The 15753-nt window shown below is 74.3% G+C and carries 16 protein-coding genes; 7 read left to right on the plus strand and 9 right to left on the minus strand.

What is annotated here, in order from left to right; genetic code table 11:
• Positions 1–3 precede the first annotated feature (3 nt).
• From modA to PSEJ31_RS0114855, 4 genes are read left to right on the plus strand one after another with little or no spacing between them, the layout of a single operon-like run.
• Positions 4–795, plus strand: coding sequence for a molybdate ABC transporter substrate-binding protein (gene modA, locus PSEJ31_RS0114840; RefSeq protein ID WP_028915905.1), 792 nt, complete (start codon positions 4–6; stop codon positions 793–795).
• An 8-nt stretch (positions 796–803) separates the two neighbouring features.
• Positions 804–1496 carry a molybdate ABC transporter permease subunit gene (gene modB / locus PSEJ31_RS0114845; RefSeq protein ID WP_164544163.1) on the plus strand — a complete coding sequence of 231 codons (693 nt, stop codon included), beginning with the start codon at positions 804–806 and terminating at the stop codon, positions 1494–1496.
• Positions 1497–1527: 31 nt separating this feature from the next.
• Complete coding sequence (locus tag PSEJ31_RS0114850) at positions 1528–2142, plus strand: ATP-binding cassette domain-containing protein (protein ID WP_019399801.1); 615 nt, start codon at positions 1528–1530, stop codon at positions 2140–2142.
• 54 nt (positions 2143–2196) lie between these two features.
• Positions 2197–2754: a flavin reductase family protein gene (locus PSEJ31_RS0114855; protein WP_028915907.1), complete on the plus strand. Its 558-nt coding sequence runs from the start codon at positions 2197–2199 to the stop codon at positions 2752–2754.
• On the opposite strand, the gene PSEJ31_RS0114860 is transcribed toward PSEJ31_RS0114855, so the two are convergent.
• The 3 genes from PSEJ31_RS0114860 to PSEJ31_RS0114870 are packed head-to-tail and all read right to left on the minus strand — an operon-like array spanning position 2755 to position 4932.
• Entirely contained in the window at positions 2755–3351 is a 597-nt protein-coding gene (locus PSEJ31_RS0114860; RefSeq protein WP_028915908.1) for a lipoprotein, read from the minus strand.
• 2 nt (positions 3352–3353) lie between these two features.
• Entirely contained in the window at positions 3354–4562 is a 1209-nt protein-coding gene (locus PSEJ31_RS0114865) for a TonB family protein (RefSeq protein WP_028915909.1), read from the minus strand.
• Complete coding sequence (locus PSEJ31_RS0114870) at positions 4552–4932, minus strand: BlaI/MecI/CopY family transcriptional regulator (protein ID WP_026010759.1); 381 nt, start codon at positions 4930–4932, stop codon at positions 4552–4554. The genes PSEJ31_RS0114865 and PSEJ31_RS0114870 overlap by 11 nt, the downstream gene beginning before the upstream one ends.
• 129 nt (positions 4933–5061) lie before the next feature.
• Between PSEJ31_RS0114870 and PSEJ31_RS16220 the strand changes: the two genes are divergently transcribed.
• The 3 genes from PSEJ31_RS16220 to PSEJ31_RS16780 all read left to right on the plus strand — a co-directional run bounded on the left by PSEJ31_RS16220 (position 5062) and on the right by PSEJ31_RS16780 (position 7258).
• Complete coding sequence (locus tag PSEJ31_RS16220; RefSeq protein WP_037035352.1) at positions 5062–6201, plus strand: hypothetical protein; 1140 nt, start codon at positions 5062–5064, stop codon at positions 6199–6201.
• Positions 6202–6314: 113 nt separating this feature from the next.
• Positions 6315–6635 (plus strand): BolA family protein, encoded by a 321-nt coding sequence (locus PSEJ31_RS0114880; RefSeq protein ID WP_019399795.1) that lies wholly within the window; start codon positions 6315–6317, stop codon positions 6633–6635.
• Between the two features lie 143 nt (positions 6636–6778).
• Positions 6779–7258: an NUDIX hydrolase gene (locus PSEJ31_RS16780; RefSeq protein ID WP_147208128.1), complete on the plus strand. Its 480-nt coding sequence runs from the start codon at positions 6779–6781 to the stop codon at positions 7256–7258.
• A gap of 94 nt (positions 7259–7352) precedes the next feature.
• On the opposite strand, the gene tkt is transcribed toward PSEJ31_RS16780, so the two are convergent.
• The 6 genes from tkt to PSEJ31_RS0114915 form a co-directional block, all read right to left on the minus strand.
• On the minus strand, positions 7353–9353 hold the full coding sequence (gene tkt / locus PSEJ31_RS0114890; protein WP_028915911.1) for a transketolase: 2001 nt from the start codon (positions 9351–9353) through the stop codon (positions 7353–7355).
• Positions 9354–9524: 171 nt separating this feature from the next.
• Positions 9525–10832 carry a dicarboxylate/amino acid:cation symporter gene (locus tag PSEJ31_RS16225; protein ID WP_147208126.1) on the minus strand — a complete coding sequence of 436 codons (1308 nt, stop codon included), beginning with the start codon at positions 10830–10832 and terminating at the stop codon, positions 9525–9527.
• Positions 10833–10878: 46 nt separating this feature from the next.
• Positions 10879–12549 (minus strand): BatD family protein, encoded by a 1671-nt coding sequence (locus PSEJ31_RS0114900; RefSeq protein ID WP_084220889.1) that lies wholly within the window; start codon positions 12547–12549, stop codon positions 10879–10881.
• Positions 12546–14276, minus strand: coding sequence for a tetratricopeptide repeat protein (locus PSEJ31_RS17360; RefSeq protein WP_019397023.1), 1731 nt, complete (start codon positions 14274–14276; stop codon positions 12546–12548). Before PSEJ31_RS17360 ends, PSEJ31_RS0114900 begins: the two co-directional genes overlap by 4 nt.
• Positions 14273–15295 carry a VWA domain-containing protein gene (locus tag PSEJ31_RS0114910; RefSeq protein ID WP_019397024.1) on the minus strand — a complete coding sequence of 341 codons (1023 nt, stop codon included), beginning with the start codon at positions 15293–15295 and terminating at the stop codon, positions 14273–14275. Before PSEJ31_RS0114910 ends, PSEJ31_RS17360 begins: the two co-directional genes overlap by 4 nt.
• Positions 15292–15753, minus strand: a complete 462-nt coding sequence (locus tag PSEJ31_RS0114915) for a DUF4381 family protein (protein ID WP_028915913.1) — start codon at positions 15751–15753, stop codon at positions 15292–15294. Before PSEJ31_RS0114915 ends, PSEJ31_RS0114910 begins: the two co-directional genes overlap by 4 nt.

Genomic DNA, 15753 nt, shown 5'->3' on the forward strand with positions numbered 1-15753 from the left:
GCCATGTCCAAGCCGAGCCTCCTGCTGCGCCTGTGTACCACCACCGCGCTGGCCGTCGCCGGCCTGGCGGCGGGCAGCGGCGCATCCGCGGCCGGCGACGCGCCGCTGACGGTGTTCGCCGCGGCCAGCCTGCAGGAATCGCTGGACGAGGCGGCCGCCGCCTACCGCCAGGCCACCGGCGTGCCGGTGCGCGTGTCCTACGCGGCCAGCTCCACCCTGGCCCGGCAGATCGAGCAGGGCGCGCCGGCGCAGGTGTTCTTCTCCGCCGACGATGCCTGGATGGACTACCTCCAGCAACGCGGGCGGATCGATCCCGGCAGCCGCCAGGAACTGCTGGGCAATACCCTGGTGCTGGTCGCCCCGCGCACCGCGGCGGCGCCGGCGGTGGACCTGGCCCGGCCCGGCGCCCTGGCGGCGGCCCTGGGCAAGGGCCGGCTGGCGGTCGCGCAGACCCAGACGGTGCCGGCCGGCAAGTACGCGCGCCAGGCGCTGCAGGCGCTGGGCCACTGGCCGGCGGTCCAGGGCCGGCTGGCCGAGGCGGAGAGCGTGCGCGTGGCGCTGATGCTGGTGGCCCGCGGCGAGACCCCGCTGGGCGTGGTCTACGCCTCCGACGCCCGCGCCGAGCCGCGGGTGCAGGTGGTGGCGACCTTCCCCGCCGGCAGCCATCCGCCGATCATCTACCCGGTCGCCGCGGTGGCGCCGGCCACGCCCGCCGCGCGCGGATTCGTGCGCTGGCTGGCCGGGCCGCAGGCGCGGGCGATCTTCGCCCGGCACGGTTTCCATCCCCAGGACTGAGCATGGCCCTGCCCGGCTTCACCCAGGACGAGATCACCGCCATCGCGCTGAGCCTGAAAGTGGCCGCCGTGGCCGCCCTCGCCAGCCTGCCGTTCGGGGTGGCGGTGGCGTGGCTGCTGGCGCGCCGGCGCTTCCCCGGCAAGTCGCTGCTGGACGCGCTGGTGCACCTGCCGCTGGTGCTGCCGCCGGTGGTGATGGGCTACGCGCTGCTGGTGCTGTTCGGCCAGCAGGGCCCGGCCGGGCACTGGCTGGAGGACACCTTCGGCATCAGCCTCGCCTTCCGCTGGACCGGCGCGGCGCTGGCCTGCGCGGTGATGGGCTTCCCGCTGATGGTGCGCGCGATCCGGCTGTCGATCGAGAACGTGGACCGGCGCCTGGAGCAGGCCGCGGCCACCCTGGGCGCGGCGCCGTGGCGGGTATTCCTCACCGTGACCCTGCCGCTGGCCTGGCCGGGCCTGGTGGCCGGCGCCGCCCTGGGCTTCGCCAAGGCGCTGGGCGAGTTCGGCGCCACCATCACCTTCGTCTCCGCCATCCCCGGCGAGACCCGCACCCTGTCCTCGGCGATCTACGGGCTGATGCAGGTACCGGGCGGCGAATCGGGGATCTGGCGCCTGGCCGCGGTGGCGCTGGTGATCTCGCTGGGCGCGCTGCTGTTCTCCGAATGGCTGGTGCGGCGCCAGCGCGGGGGCGAGGAGGAATGAGCATGGACCAGCCCATGCGCGGAGCCGCGCCATGCTGAAGGTCGACATCCATCTGCGCCGCGGCCGCTTCCAGCGCCACGTGCGGATCGACGAGCAGGCGCGGGTGCTGGCGCTCGCCGGCCCGTCCGGTGCCGGCAAGACCAGCGTGCTCAATGCCATCGCCGGGCTGGTGCGGCCGGAATCGGGTTACATCGAGATCGACGGCCGCGTGCTGTACGACAGCGCGCGCGGCATCGACGTGCCCACCCATCGCCGCCAGGTCGGCTACGTGTTCCAGGACGCGCGCCTGTTCCCGCACCTGGACGTACGCCGCAACCTGCTCTATGGCCGCCACCGCGGCGGCCAGGCCGGCTTCGCCTTCGACGCGGTGGTCGAGTTGCTGGGCATCGGCCACCTGCTGGACCGGCGCACCCGCCACCTGTCCGGCGGCGAATCGCAGCGCGTGGCGATCGGCCGCGCCCTGCTGTCGCAGCCGGCGGTGCTGCTGTTCGACGAGCCGCTGTCGGCGCTGGACCCGGCGCGCCGCGAGGAACTGATCCCGTGGCTGCGGAAGGTGCGCGACGAGGTGCGCCTGCCGATGCTCTACGTCAGCCACCATCCCGACGAAGTGCGGCGCCTGGCCGACGCCATCCACGTGCTGGATTGACGCGCCGTTGCCGCGCGCGTGCGCAGGCTGGCGGCGTCCACGAAGGAGCCGAGCATGGCCCTGCCCCGCAAGACCGCGTTCCCGGTGGAGAAGATCCGGCGCTTCCTCGAGCCCGGCCCGGTGGTGCTGGTCACCACCGCGTGGAAGGGCCAGCGCGCGATCATGACCTGCGGCTGGCACATGATGCTCGGCTACGACCTGGTCGGCACCTACATCTGGGACGCCAACACCAGCCATGCGCTGGCACGGCGCAGCCGCCAGTGCGTGATCAACCTGCCCACCGCGCCGCTGCTGGACGCGGTGGTCGGCATCGGCAACTGCAGCAGCGCGCAGGTCGACAAGTTCCAGCGCTTCGGCCTGACCGCGCATGCGGCCGAGCTGGTCGGTGCGCCGCTGATCGGCGAATGCCACGCTAGCTTCGAATGCCGCCTGCGCCGCACCCACCTCAACGACGACTACCCGCTGTTCGTGTGGCAGGTCGTGCGCGCGCACGTGGCGGCGCGGCCGCAGCGCCCGCGCACCGTGCACTACCGCGGCGACGGCCGCTTCATGCTGTCCGGCGATGAAACCAGCCGGCGCCGCCTGTTCCGCCCGGAAATGCTGGGGCAGTAGTCAGGGCGAGGACCGCCGGTTGGAAACCCGCGCCTGGCCCTGCTGCAGCTCGAAGGTGAAGGCCCAGGCCAGGGTGACCGGCACCGGCTTGACCGCGCTCACCGCGCCGGTGCAGCCGCCCCCGTTCCAGTCGCGGTTGCGGGTGGCCGCGTCCGGGTATTCGCACAGCAATGCCGGCTCGAATTCCCAGGCCGCGACCGCTTCGAGCACCGCCGTGCCCAGCGGTTCCGGTGCTTCCTCGGGCGCGATGCAGCCCGGCGCGCCGACCAGGTGCACGTTGCGCACCTCGCCGTCCTCGCCCACCGCCAGCGACACGCACAGGGTCGCGGAGAACGGACTGGGCGGGCGGTAGTGCGCCGGGAACGCCGGGCTGTCGTTGGCCAGGATCCGCGGGAACACGAAGCCCTGGTGGGGTGCCAGCTCGTAACGGGTGTCGGTAGTCGGCACGATCATGCGCTGGCCCACGCCGGCGCTGGCATCGGGTTGGGCCTCGTCGATCCCGCCGCGGCTGGCGCAACCGGCCGCGGCCAGCGCCAGCAGGCCGCCGCACAGCCACCGCGCGGCACGTCCGCCGCCGCAAGCGTGATGGAACCGCATCGTCATTCCTGGCCTCCCTGGTCCGTGGCCCGCTTGTCCGGGGCAAAACTGATCGGCACGCGCACGCGGCGGACCCTGGCCACGCCGTCGTCCGCGTCCGGCCTGAACTTCCACTGCCGCGCCGCTTCCACCGCCGCGGCCTCGAACACCCCGGCCGGCGCGGCGCGCTCCACTTCCACCGCCGCCACGCTGCCGTCGGCGGCCAGGTCCAGCAGCAGGCTCACCTCGCCGGCGATCCCGGCCTCGGCGGCCTCCTTCGGATAGCGCGGCGGCGGCATGAAGGCTGCCGGTACCGGCAGCCAGTCCCCCTCCTGCGCGGCGGCCGCGGCCGGCCGCGCGGCCCAGGCCAGGCCGCCGATGCCGCAGGCGAGCACGCACGCCGCCAGCGCGGCGGCAAGCCGCTGCCGCGGTGACGCCGCCGGGCGCCGCAGCAGTTCGATCCGCTCCCTGAGCGCATGCAGCGGCGGCCAGTGGCAACCCAGCGGCAGCGGCGCGTGCGGCAGCTGCGCCTTGAGCATGGCCTCGCCGTACACGCGCCGCTGGCGGGGATGGCGCGCGATCACCGCGGCATCGCAGGCCAGTTCCTGGTCGTGGCGGAAGCGCCGCAGCGCGGCCGGCAGCAGCGGGTGGAACCAGAACAGGCAGCGCAGCAGCGCGGCCAGTGCATTGGCCGGCAGGTCACCGCGGCGCACGTGCAGGCGTTCGTGCTGCAGGACCAGCTCGCGCTCGGCCGCGCTGTAGCGCCGCTCGAAATCGGCCGGCAGCACGATCCGCGGCCGCAGCAGGCCCACCACCGCCGGCAGCGCCGGGTGGTTGCCGCGGGCCTGGAACAGCCCGTACGCGCGCGCCTGCAGCGGCCCCAGCGCGCGCCGGAAACGCCACTGCTGCCAGGCCATGAGCGCGGCGCTGGCGAGCACGCCGGCCAGCCACAGCGGCAGCAGCCAGGCCCGCCAGGCCGGCGACGTGGCTGCGGCCGCGGCGGCCACGCCGGCCTGCACCGGCTCCAGCCAGGCCGCGGCCACCGGCAGCGGCAGCGTGGTGCCCTTCGGCAACGACGCGGCCAGCACCGCGACCGGGACGCAAGTCCACAGCAGGTAGGCTCCCTGCGCGCCCCACAGCGCGCGCGCCGGACGGCGCAGCGCCAGCACCAGCGCGCCGGCCACGGTCAGGGCCAGGGTGGCGCGCAACAGCAGGACCAGCTCAGCGTCCATCGTCCCCGCCCTCCTCCAGCCGCGACACCAGGCGCTTGAGCTCGGCGATGTCGGTGGCCGACAGCCGGCCGCGCTCGCTGAAATGCGCCACCAACGGCGCCACCCGGCCGCCGAACAGGCGGGCCAGCAGGCCTTCGCTCTGCTGCTCCACCCAGGCCTCGCGGCTCAGCACCGGCGAATAGAGGTAGCGCCGGCCCTCGCGCTCGGCGCTGATCGCGCCCTTGTTGAGCAGGCGGTTGAGCAGGGTCTTGATGGTGGGCTCGGCCCAGCCGGTGGCCGGTGCCACCGCCGCGACCACGTCCTCGGAGCTGCGCGGGCTGGACTGCCACAGCACTTCCATGACCGTGGCCTCTGCATCGGTTACGGGGATCGGTTCGTGCGCCATGCGGACCTCCGTTTACGCCTGTAATCGAGATTGGATTACAAGCGTAAACGCAAGCCCGCGTCAAGCCCTCCGGGCGCTGGCATGATCCCCCCGTACCGGGGATGGAGAGAACGCATGCGCTGGAACCCGAGTCGGCCCCTGCTTGCGGGCCTGTTGCTGCTGGCCTGGCACGGCGCGGCCGCCTCCGCGGCCGGTGACGAGGCCCGCGACTGCCCGGTCCTGCCACCCGCAGCCGGCCTGCAGGCGGAACTGCCCGATCCGCTGCGCCTGCCCGATGGAAGCCGCGCGCATGAACCGGGGCAATGGCACTGCCTGCGACAGCAGACCCTGCATGCGCTGGAGGCCCAGGTCTACGGCAGCAAGGGGCCGGCACCGGAGGCGGTGGCCGGCACGGTCACCCCGGAGCGGATCGAGGTCGAGGTGCGCCACGGCGGCCGCAGCGAGCGCTTCGCCGCGCGCCTGCACCTGCCCCCGGGCGAGGGGCCTTTCCCGGCGATGCTGGTGATGGCCGGGGTGGCCGGGGTCAGCCCGGAACTGCTGGCCAGCGAGGGCGTGGCCTGGATCGAGTTCCCCAGCACCGACATCGGTGCCGAGACCGGCCAGGGGCGGCGCAAGGAGGGCGCGTTCTACCGCCTGTACGGCGACGAGGTCGCCGGCACCGGCACGCTGATGGCCTGGGCCTGGGGCGTGAGCCGGGTCATCGATGTGATCGCCGCCGACGACGGCCGCCTGCTGCGCGCCGATGCGATCGGCGTCAGCGGCTGCTCGCGCCACGGCAAGGGGGCGCTGGCGGCCGGCGCCTTCGACCCGCGCGTGGTCCTGACCGTGCCGATCGAATCCGGCGCTGGTGGCGTGCCCACCTGGCGCCACGCACCGGAGGGCGCGCAGCCGGCCACCAGCGCCTTTGGCGAGCAGCCCTGGCTGGGCGACGCGTTCGGCACCTACGCCGACGACCCGCGGCGGCTGGCGGTGGACCAGCACCAGGTGCTGGCCCTGGTCGCGCCACGCGGCCTGCTGGTGCTGGACAACCCACATATCGCCTGGCTGGGTGCGCCGGCCGCACGCGCCAGCGTGCTGGCGGCACGGGAGGTGTACGGACTGCTCGGCGCCACTGGCAACCTTGGCTACCACGCGGAGGTGGAGAGCGCGGCGCACTGCGCCTGGCGCCCGGAATGGGACGCGCCGGCACGCGCTGCGGTCCGCCGCCACCTGCTGCGCCAGCCGGCACCCGACCTGCCGCTGCCGGCGCCCTGAAGCTGCCCGGGATGCGCCTTGCCGCACGCCCCCCGCGCCGGCAGGGCGGCCGTCCGCTTGAACCCGGCCAATCCGCCTCCATCCTGTTAGCGACTTCCACCACGCCACCGCCCATGAGCACCCGCGCCGACCAGATCCGCCAGGCCCTCGCCGCCCTGCAGCCCCTGCACCTGGAGGTGCTGGACGAGAGCCACATGCACAGCCGCGGCCTGGAGACCCACTACAAGGCGGTGATCGTCAGCGAGGCCTTCGCCGGCAAGCGCCCGGTGCAGCGCCACCAGGCGGTGTACGCGGCCATGGGCGGGCTGATGCAGCAGATCCATGCACTGGCCCTGCACACCTACACCCCGGCCGAATGGGAGGCCGACGCCAGCGTGCCGGAGTCGCCGCGCTGCCGCGGCGGCAGCAAGCACGACAAGCCGGCCGCGCACTGAGCCGCACCCGCATCCGCGGGCAGGCAAGCCACCGGCACGTGGTGGCGGGCGGGCAGCGCCGGCGGCATGTCCGCCGGCGCCGGCTTCGGCCACAATGCGCACGCCCCGGACCGTTGTTCGTGGCCTTGCCCGCAACGCGAACCGTGTCCGCATCCGCACCGATCCCCGTCCCCGAACCGCCGCCCTGCAATGAGCGCGGCGACGTGCTGCTCGCCGCCGGCCGCGGCCGGGCGCCGGGCGCGGCGCCGGACTTCGTCCTGGTGTTGGCGGTCGACCTCGGCCGGATCCTGCTGGTGCGCAATGCCGCGCGCCAGGTGCTGGAACTGCCCGGCGGCTGGGTCGATCCCGGCGAGCCGCCGCTGCGCGCGGCCGCGCGCGAACTGCTGGAGGAAACCGGCCACGCCGCCGGCGCGCTGGAGCCCGCCGGCTGGCTGCGCATCCGCTCGCCTCGCTCGCCGTGGCCGCTGACCGGCCTGCTGTTCGCGACCCGCGGCCTGCAGCGGCGCCACGGCCACGCCCTGGACCCGGAGATCGAGAGCCTGCACTGGGCGCGCCTGCCGGCGCTGCCGGGCGGGGTTTCCGCCATCGACGCCTGGCTGGTCGCGCAGTTCGGCCGGCGCTGACCGGAAACGGAAAGGGGACGCCTGCGCGTCCCCTTCCCTTTGCATCGCGGTTCCGTCGGGCGGGCACGTGGCCCGGCCGACGGATGGCCAGGACTCAGAGCGCCCTGGCCGCGGCCACCACCGCCTCGGTGGTGATGTTGAAGTACTTGTACAGCTCGCCGGCCGGGGCCGAGGCGCCGAAGCGGTCCAGGCCGATGACCGCGCCGTCCAGGCCCACGTACTTGCGCCAGAAGTCGGTGACGCCGGCTTCCACCGCCACGCGCTTGCGCACGGACTTCGGCAGCACCGACTCGCGGTAGGCCTCGTCCTGGCGGTCGAACACGGTGGTCGAGGGCATCGACACCACGCGCGCCTTGATCCCGGCCGCGTCCAGCTGCGCCTTGGCCTCCATCGCCAGCGACACTTCCGAACCGGTGCCGATCAGGATCACGTCGGGGTTGCCGCCTTCGGCGTCGGCCAGCACGTAGCCGCCGCGCTCGACCAGCTTCACCTGCTCCTCGCTGCGTGCCTGGTGCGGCAGGTTCTGGCGGCTGAACACCAGCACGCTCGGGCCGTCCTTGCGCAGGATCGCCTGCTTCCAGGCCACCGCCGACTCGACCGCGTCGCACGGGCGCCACACGTCGTTGTTGGGGATGTAGCGCAGCGAGGCCAGGTGCTCGACCGGCTGGTGGGTCGGGCCGTCCTCGCCAAGGCCGATGGAGTCGTGGGTGAACACGTGGATCACGTGCGCCGGGATCAGCGCGCTCATGCGCAGCGCGTTGCGCGCGTAGTCGCTGAACACCAGGAAGGTGGCGTCGAACGGCAGGAAGCCGCCGTGCAGGGCGATGCCATTGGCAATCGCGCTCATGCCGAACTCGCGCACGCCGTAGTGCACGTAGTTGGCCTCGCGGTCGGCCACGGTCACCGACTTGCTGGCCTTCCACTGGGTCAGGTTGGACGGGGCCAGGTCGGCCGAGCCGCCGATCAGCTCCGGCAGCAGCGGCGCGAACGCGGCGATCGCGTTCTGCGAGGCCTTGCGCGAGGCGATGGTCGCGCCCTCGGCCTGGACCTTGGCGATGAAGGCGTCGGCCTGGGCCACGAAGTCGGCCGGCAGTTCGCCGCGCGAGCGGCGGACCAGTTCCTCGGCCTCGGCCGGGTACTGCCTGGCGTACTTGTCGAACAGCTGCTCCCACTCGGCCTGGCGCAGCTGGCCGGCGCCGTTGGCGCGCCAGCCGTCGTAGATCTCCTGCGGGATCTCGAACGGCGCATACGGCCAGTCCAGGGCCTTGCGGGTGGCCTCGACCTCGTCCTTGCCCAGCGGCGCGCCGTGCGATTCCTCCTTGCCGGCCTTGTTCGGCGAACCGAAGCCGATGGTGGTCTTGCAGCAGATCAGGCTCGGCTTGTCCTCCACCGCGATGGCCTGCTCGATCGCCGCCTTGATCGCCTCCGGGTCATGGCCGTCCACGCCGCGCACCACGTGCCAGCCGTAGGCCTCGAAGCGCGCCGGGGTGTCGTCGGTGAACCAGTCGTGCACCTCGCCGTCGATCGAGATGCCATTGTCGTCCCAGAAGGCGGTGAGCTTGCCCAGGCCCCAGGTGCCGGCCAGCGATGCAGCCTCGTGGGACACGCCTTCCATCATGCAGCCGTCGCCCATGAACACCCAGGTGCGGTGGTCGACGACCTCGAATTCGGGGCGGTTGTAGCGCTGCGCCAGCAGCTTCTCCGCCAGGGCGAAGCCCACGGCGTTGGCGAAGCCCTGGCCCAGCGGGCCGGTGGTGGTCTCCACGCCCGGGGTTTCGTAGCGCTCCGGGTGGCCGGCGGTCTTGCTGTGCAGCTGGCGGAAGCGCTTGAGCTCCTCGATCGGCAGGTCGTAGCCGCTCAGGTGCAGCAGCGCGTAGTGCAGCATGGAGCCGTGGCCGTTGGACAGCACGAAGCGGTCGCGGTTGAACCAGTCCGGGTTGGACGGGTTGTGGCGCAGGTAGTCGTTCCACAGCACTTCGGCGATGTCGGCCATGCCCATCGGCATGCCGGGGTGGCCCGACTTGGCGGCCTCGACCGCATCGGCGGCGAGGAAACGGATGGCATTGGCGAGCTGGCGGCGGGTCGGCTTCGTCATGTGGGATTCGGCTAGTTCGATGGCAACCGCGGGATGCGGGCCGGCCATTGTTGCATCCCGCGCCCGTCCTGTCCCGTCGCAAGCCCTTGATTTGGCGCCCTGAACGCAGCGTTTCCCGACATTTCCGGCGAGGGAACGTTCCCGCCACGGTTTTGCCTGCAACCGTCGCCCTCAGGTGGCCGCCTCCGGGCCGGCCGCGGCGCCGCCGTCCTCCGGCTCGCCGGCGGCCACCAGCGCGGCCAGGGTCAGGTCGCCGCTGACGTTGAGCGTGGTCCGGCACATGTCCAGGAAATGGTTCACGCCCAGGATCAGGCCGATGCCGATCGGGTTCACCCCGACCATGGCGCAGATCAGCGCCACCACCGGCAGCGAGCCGGAGGGCACGCCGGCGGTGCCGATGCCGCCGAGGATGCACACCAGCATCACCATGAACTGCTGGCCCAGGCTCAGGTCCACGCCGAAGAACTGGGCCAGGAAGATCACGGTCACGCCCTCGAACAGCGCGGTGCCGTTCTGGTTGGCGGTGGCGCCGACGGTCAGCACGAAGCGCGACACCTTGCGCGGCAGGCCGATCTCGTCGGCCACGCGCAGCGCGGTCGGCAGGGTGGCGTTGCTGGAGGCGGTGGAGAAGGCCATCACCGCCGCTTCCTGGATGTCGCGGAAGAACTTCAGCGGCGAGCGCCCGGCCATGCGCACCGCCAGGCCGTAGCCGACGAACATGTGCAGGCCCAGCGCCAGCACCACCACGCCCACGTACGCGCCCAGCCGCAGCAGCAGGTCGAAGCCGAAGATCGCCGCGAGGTTGAACATGAAGCAAAACACCGCGTACGGCGCCAGCCGGATCACCAGCCCGATCAGGGTCATGGAGATCTCGAAGATGCCCTCGATGCCGCGCTTGAGGGTGGCGACCTTGTCGTCGTCGGTCAGCACCATGCCCACGCCGAACATCAGCGCGAAGAACATCAGCGCCAGGATCGAGCCGTTGTCCGAGGCGGCGGCCACGACGTTGCTGGGCACGATCGACAGCAGCATGTCGATGCCGCGCGGTTGCGACTCGATGCTGGCGACGATGTCGCGGCTGCGCTCGGCGTTCTGCGCCAGCAGCTGCGAGGCCAGGGTCGGGTCGACGCCGGCGCCCGGGCGCAGCAGGTTGACCAGCACCAGCCCCAGCAGCACCGCCGCGCCGGACAGCACCACGGTGTAGGCCAGGGTCTTCCAGCCGATCCGGCCGAGCGCGCGGATGTCGCCCATCTCGGCGATGCCCAGCACCAGCGCCGAGAACAGCAGCGGCACGATCAGCATGAAGATCAGGTTGAGGAACAGCCCCGCCGCCGGGGTGGTGACGTAGCGGGTGAACGCCTGGACCCAAGCGGCATCGGCGCCGGCGGTCAGGTGCACCACCAGGCCCAGCAGCAGGCCGGCGGCAAAGCCCACGCCCATCTTCAGCGGCATGGGCCAGGGGCGTCCTTTGGAGGTCATGCGGTATTCCTGGAAACGTGCGAAACCGGCAGGTTAGCAGACGCGCTCAGGCGTCCCGCGCGGGCGGGTACAGCGGCGGCAAGGGCGGTTCGGCGCCGGCCGCGGCCGCGCCGGCCCAGCGCGGCCCGTCGCGGAACGCCGCGCGCAGCGCCAGGCGCGCGCCGGCCGGATCGCCGTCGCCGGCCCACAGCGCGCGGCGCATGGCCTGCAAGGCCTCGCGCTGCACCGGATCGGCCAGGCGGCCGACCACTTCGTCCAGGTCGGCCGCCGGCGGCCGCGCCATCGCCTGCAGCAGGCGCACCGCCTCGCCGAAGCTTTCCGTGTCCAGGGCGCGGCGCAGCTTGGCGGTGGTCGGCACCACGCCGGGTCCCGCGCGGACGGGCGATGCCGTGCGGCGGCGCTGGCGCGCGCGCAGCCACAGCGCCCAGCCGAGGGTGGCCAGCCACAGCAGGCCCAGGACCAGGGCCAGCCAGCGCCAGGCGGCGCCTTCGGCGGATCCGGCCAGGGTCGCCGGCAACGCCTGGGTGGTCTCGCCTGCCGGCGCCGGCACGGCCCCGTCCGGCGCCGGCAGGGCGCGCCCGGGTGCGGCCGCGGCCACCTCCAGTTCCAGGTCCGGCAGGGTCGCCTGGCGCGCCTGCCCGGCGCCTGCATCCCACCAGTCCACCGCCAGGCCGGGGATCCGCAGCGGCCCCGCGCGCAGCGGCACCACCGCGAAGCGGCGCACCACGGTCAGCTGCGGCCGGCCGTCGACGAAGCGCTCGGTGGTCTCGGCGCGTTCGGCGAACACCTGGGCGCCCTCCACCTGCGGCACCGGCAGGTCCAGCGGCTGCGCGCCGGAGGCGCCTTCGGCGCGGGCCTCGACCGCCAGTTCCAGCGCCTCGCCGGCGCGCGCGGCGGACGGCGGCTGCAGGTAGCGCAGGCGCAGGTCGCGCAGCGGCAGCCACGGCTGCGGCGCGCCGGGCGGCTGCGCGCGCACCTGCAGCCGCTGCGGCTGGCCGCTGGCGGCCAGGGTGCGGTCGGTGCCGAAGAAGTCGTCGAAGAACCGCGGCGCGGCCTTGCCGCGGAACCGCGGCGCCGGCACCTCCAGCGGGCCGCTGCGCTCGGGCACCAGCAGGAACCGCCGCTCCACGTACTGGTAGTCGCGGCCGCCGATGCGCTCGCGCCCGGTGGCATCGTCGCCCACGCGCTGCAGCGAGGCGCCTTCGGGTGGCTCCTGGGTCAGTTCGCCGGACAGCAGCGGGGTGGCGAAGTACAGGCGCACGCTGACCCCGACGCTTTGCTGCACCCACGGTGCCTCCTCCTCGACCCGGGTCTCGAGGAACACCTCGCCGCGCGCATCCTGGCGCTCGCCCCCCACGCGCAGCGCCAGCGGCGGCGTGCGTTCGGCGCCCACCCGCAGCGCTGGCACCTCCAGCGCGCCGGCGCGGCGCGGCACCAGGCGCACGCCAAACAGCACGCCACGCCCGGCGGTATCGCTGCGGAACGGCGAGCCCACCTCGAAGTCGGCCTGCAGCGGCGTGTAGTCCGGCGCCACGCCGGGCTGGTCGGTCTGGATGTTGAGGGTGACGGTCTCGCCCTCGCGCACCTGGCTGCGGTCCAGCCAGGCGCGGGTTTCGGCACCGGCGACGCCGGCCAGCAGCCACAGCAGCGCCAGGCAGGCGCCGCGCAGCCGCCGCGAAGTGCGCTGGTCGCGCCGCGGGTATAGCGGGTCGTTCATCGTCCCTCCTGTTGGCGGCGCTCATGCTCGAGCCGGAACTTGGCGCGCAGCAGGCCACCGGGATCGTCCGGCACGCGCTGCAGCCAGGCCTCGTGCGCCTGGCGCTGCTCGCGCTGCGCGCGCTGTTCCTCCCCGCCGGCGTCCGCCGGCTGCGCCTGTCCTTCTTCCTGGCCGCGCCGCTCCAGCGCCTGGCGCATGCGCTCGCGCTGCTCGCGGTCGGCCTGCTCCTGGCGGGCGCGGGCTTGCGCTGCGTCCTCCTGGCCGCCCTCGCCGTCCCCGCCAGGTCGCGGCCGTTCCCGCGCCGGTGGCTGCGGCGGCGCGTCCTGTCCGCCGGCCTGGCTATTGCCGCGCGGGTCATCCGCCGGATCCCGGCCGCGCCCGGCCGGGTCCTTGCCGGACTGGCCGGCATCGCCGGACTGTCCGCCGCCGCCCTGCGGCGGCTGCCGGCGCATCGCCGCCTCGACCACCTGGCGGTTGGCGCGCGCATCCTCCATGCCCGGCGCCTGGGCCAGGGCGCGGTCGTAGGCCTGCAACGCCTCCTCGTAACGCCCCTGGCGCGCCAGCGCGTTGCCGAGGTTGTACTGCGCCTCGGCCCCGCGCGCGCCGGCGGCGGCGAAGGCCTCGGCGGCGGCGGCGAAGTCGCCGCGGCGGTAGGCCTCCACGCCGCGTTGCAGCTGCCGCTGCGCCTGCTGGTCCGGACGCAGCCAGGGGCTGTCCTGCGCCAGCGCCGGCGTCGCTGGCAGCGCGCCTAGCAACAGCACCAGTGCCAGCAGCGGCGCACCACGGCGGAACGCCAGCGCGCCCAGCAGCAGCAACGGCAGCAGCAACCAGTAGCCCTGGTCCAGCCAGGCCAGCGCGCCGTCCGTCCCGGCCGTTCCTTCCACCTCCACCGGCTGCAGCACGCCCAGTGCCTGCAGGTCGGCATCGCCCATGGCCAGCGGCGCGTAGCGGCCCTGCCCGGCGGCTGCCAGCGCACGCAGGGCCGCGTCGTCGCGCTGCGAAGTACGCAGCCTGCCGCTGGAATCGCGGTAGGCGCCGCCCCCGGGCGTGCCCAGGCCCAGCACCGAGACCTCGTAACCGGAAGCGGCGGTGGCCGCGGCGATCTGCCGCGCGCGTTCGTCGGCACCGGCGGCCAGCAGCAGGATCTGGCCGCGCTCGAAGCCGGCCTGGCGCAACAGGGTCGCGGCCTGGGTGATCGCGCGGTCGGCGCGCTGGCCGTCCGCCGGCATCACGTCCGGCGCCAGCGCGTCGAGGAACAGGGCGATGTTGCCGGTGTCGGCGGTCAGCGGCGCCACCGTGTAGGCATCTTCGGCCCAGGCGACCAGGCCGATCTCGCCGCCGCGGCGCTGGTGCAGCAGCCGCTCCAGCTTCAGCCGGGCATGCGCCAGGCGCGAGGGAGGCAGGTCGGGGGTGGCGATCGCGGCCGACAGTTCCAGCGCCACCACCAGCGGCATGTGCGGGCGCACCAGCGGCTGCCCTTGCTGGCGCCAGCCTGGCCCTGCCAGGGCGAGGATCGCCAGCAGCAGGGCCAGCGAAACCCCGGCCAGGCGCAGCCAGGCGCGGCCCTGCCCCGGCACCAGCAGCGCCGGCAGCAGGTGCGGATCGACCACCCCGCGCCAGTCGCGGTCGCGGCGCAGGCCCCAGGCAACCCACAGCAGCGGCAGCAGGAGCAGCGCCCACAGCCACAGCGGGCGCTGGAAATGCAGCAACGGCAGCCATGCGCTCATGCCGCCGCGCCCCCTGCTTCGCGCCGGCGGCCTGCCGGCATGGCGAAGGCCAGCAGGGCCAGGGCCAGGGCGCCGGCCAGCGGCCAGGCATAGGCCTCCCGCCGCGGGCGTACCGGGGCGGCGTCCACGTCCACCGGTTCCAGGCGCTCCAGCTCGGCGTAGATGCCGGCCAGCTCGTCGGCGTCGCGCGCGCGGAAGAAACGGCCGCCGGTGGCCTCCGCGACCGCGCGCAGGGTGTCCTCGTCCACGTCCTCGCCGGGCTGGACCGGCACGCCGAACAGCGAGAAGCCACCGCCGCTGCCGCCGAAGGCGATGGTGTGCACGCGCACGCGTTCGGTGGCGGCCAGCTCGGCCGCCTTCAGCGGCGGCAGCACGCCGGCGGTGTTCACGCCGTCGGTCAGCAGCACCAGCACCCGCTGGCCCTCGGGCTGTTCGCGCAGGCGCTTCACCGCCAGGCCGATCGCATCGCCCAGCGCGGTCTCGCGCCCGGCCATGCCGGCGGCGGTGTCGCGCAGCTGCTCGCGCACCGCGGCCAGGTCCAGGGTCAACGGGGTCAGCATGTAGGCGCGCTGGCCGAACACCAGCAGGCCCACGCGATCGCCGCTGCGGCGCTGCAGGAAGTCGGCGATCACCGCCTTGGCCGCGGTCAGCCGGTCCACCGGCTGCATCCCCAGCATCATGTCGACCTCGCTCATGCTGCCGGACAGGTCCACCGCCAGCAGCATCTGCCGCGCCTGCTGCTGCGGCGCGACCGCCTCGCCCAGCTGCTGCGGGCGGGCGGCGGCAGCGCACAGCAGCAGCCAGGCCAGCAGCGCCAGCCCGCCGCGCACGCCCGCCGCGCCGCCGACCGGGGCCACGTCCTGCAGCTGTGCGCTCCACGGCACCCGCAGCGCGGCACCGGCATCGCGCCGCGGCGGCAGCAGCAGGCGCACCAGCAGCGGCAACGGCAGCGCCGCCCAGGCCCAGGGCCAGGCGAATCCGGCAAAGCCGTCCCAGGCCTGTGCCAGCCACGCGCTCATGTCCGCCCCCGGCGCGCGTCCATCAGTTCCAGGAAGCGCGCGTGCGCCAGCGCGGCGACCTGTTCCACCGCGGCGGCATCCGCCTGCGGGCGGAAGGCGCCGTCGAGCAGCAGCCGCCCGGGACCGGCGCTGAATGCCTGGCCGTGGGCGCCATCGAGGAAGCGCAGCCAGTCCTCGCCCTGCAGCCGTTCCGCGCCCGGCTGCGCCTGGCGCGCGGCGCGGCGCAGCAGCGCCGACAGCTGCGCCAGCCGCTGCGGCGGCGCGCCCTCGCCGGTTTCGCGCAGGAACCAGCGTGACCAGCGCCGGCGGCGCCGCCAGCGCCACGCCCGGTACCCGGCCAGCGCCAGCAGCAGCACCAGCAGGCCCGCGCCCAGCCACCACCAGCCCGGGGCCGGCGGCCACCAGCCAGGAGCGGGCGGCAGGTGGACGTCGCGCAGGGGCAGCCGTGCAGGATCCAT

It is taken from the genome of Pseudoxanthomonas sp. J31 (genome assembly GCF_000510725.1).
Classification (GTDB): domain Bacteria; phylum Pseudomonadota; class Gammaproteobacteria; order Xanthomonadales; family Xanthomonadaceae; genus Pseudoxanthomonas.

Coding starts and splice junctions, on each gene's coding strand:
- PSEJ31_RS0114855 (WP_028915907.1), top strand. CDS start 2,197: ATGGCCCTGCCCCGCAAGACCGCGTTCCCGGTGGAGAAGATCCGGCGC.
- PSEJ31_RS0114910 (WP_019397024.1), bottom strand. CDS start 15,295: ATGAGCGCGTGGCTGGCACAGGCCTGGGACGGCTTTGCCGGATTCGCC.
- PSEJ31_RS17360 (WP_019397023.1), bottom strand. CDS start 14,276: ATGAGCGCATGGCTGCCGTTGCTGCATTTCCAGCGCCCGCTGTGGCTG.
- PSEJ31_RS0114880 (WP_019399795.1), top strand. CDS start 6,315: ATGAGCACCCGCGCCGACCAGATCCGCCAGGCCCTCGCCGCCCTGCAG.
- PSEJ31_RS0114915 (WP_028915913.1), bottom strand. CDS start 15,753: ATGGATCCTGCACGGCTGCCCCTGCGCGACGTCCACCTGCCGCCCGCT.
- PSEJ31_RS0114865 (WP_028915909.1), bottom strand. CDS start 4,562: ATGGACGCTGAGCTGGTCCTGCTGTTGCGCGCCACCCTGGCCCTGACC.
- modA (WP_028915905.1), top strand. CDS start 4: ATGTCCAAGCCGAGCCTCCTGCTGCGCCTGTGTACCACCACCGCGCTG.
- PSEJ31_RS0114860 (WP_028915908.1), bottom strand. CDS start 3,351: ATGCGGTTCCATCACGCTTGCGGCGGCGGACGTGCCGCGCGGTGGCTG.
- PSEJ31_RS0114900 (WP_084220889.1), bottom strand. CDS start 12,549: ATGAACGACCCGCTATACCCGCGGCGCGACCAGCGCACTTCGCGGCGG.
- PSEJ31_RS16225 (WP_147208126.1), bottom strand. CDS start 10,832: ATGACCTCCAAAGGACGCCCCTGGCCCATGCCGCTGAAGATGGGCGTG.
- PSEJ31_RS16220 (WP_037035352.1), top strand. CDS start 5,062: ATGCGCTGGAACCCGAGTCGGCCCCTGCTTGCGGGCCTGTTGCTGCTG.
- tkt (WP_028915911.1), bottom strand. CDS start 9,353: ATGACGAAGCCGACCCGCCGCCAGCTCGCCAATGCCATCCGTTTCCTC.
- PSEJ31_RS0114850 (WP_019399801.1), top strand. CDS start 1,528: ATGCTGAAGGTCGACATCCATCTGCGCCGCGGCCGCTTCCAGCGCCAC.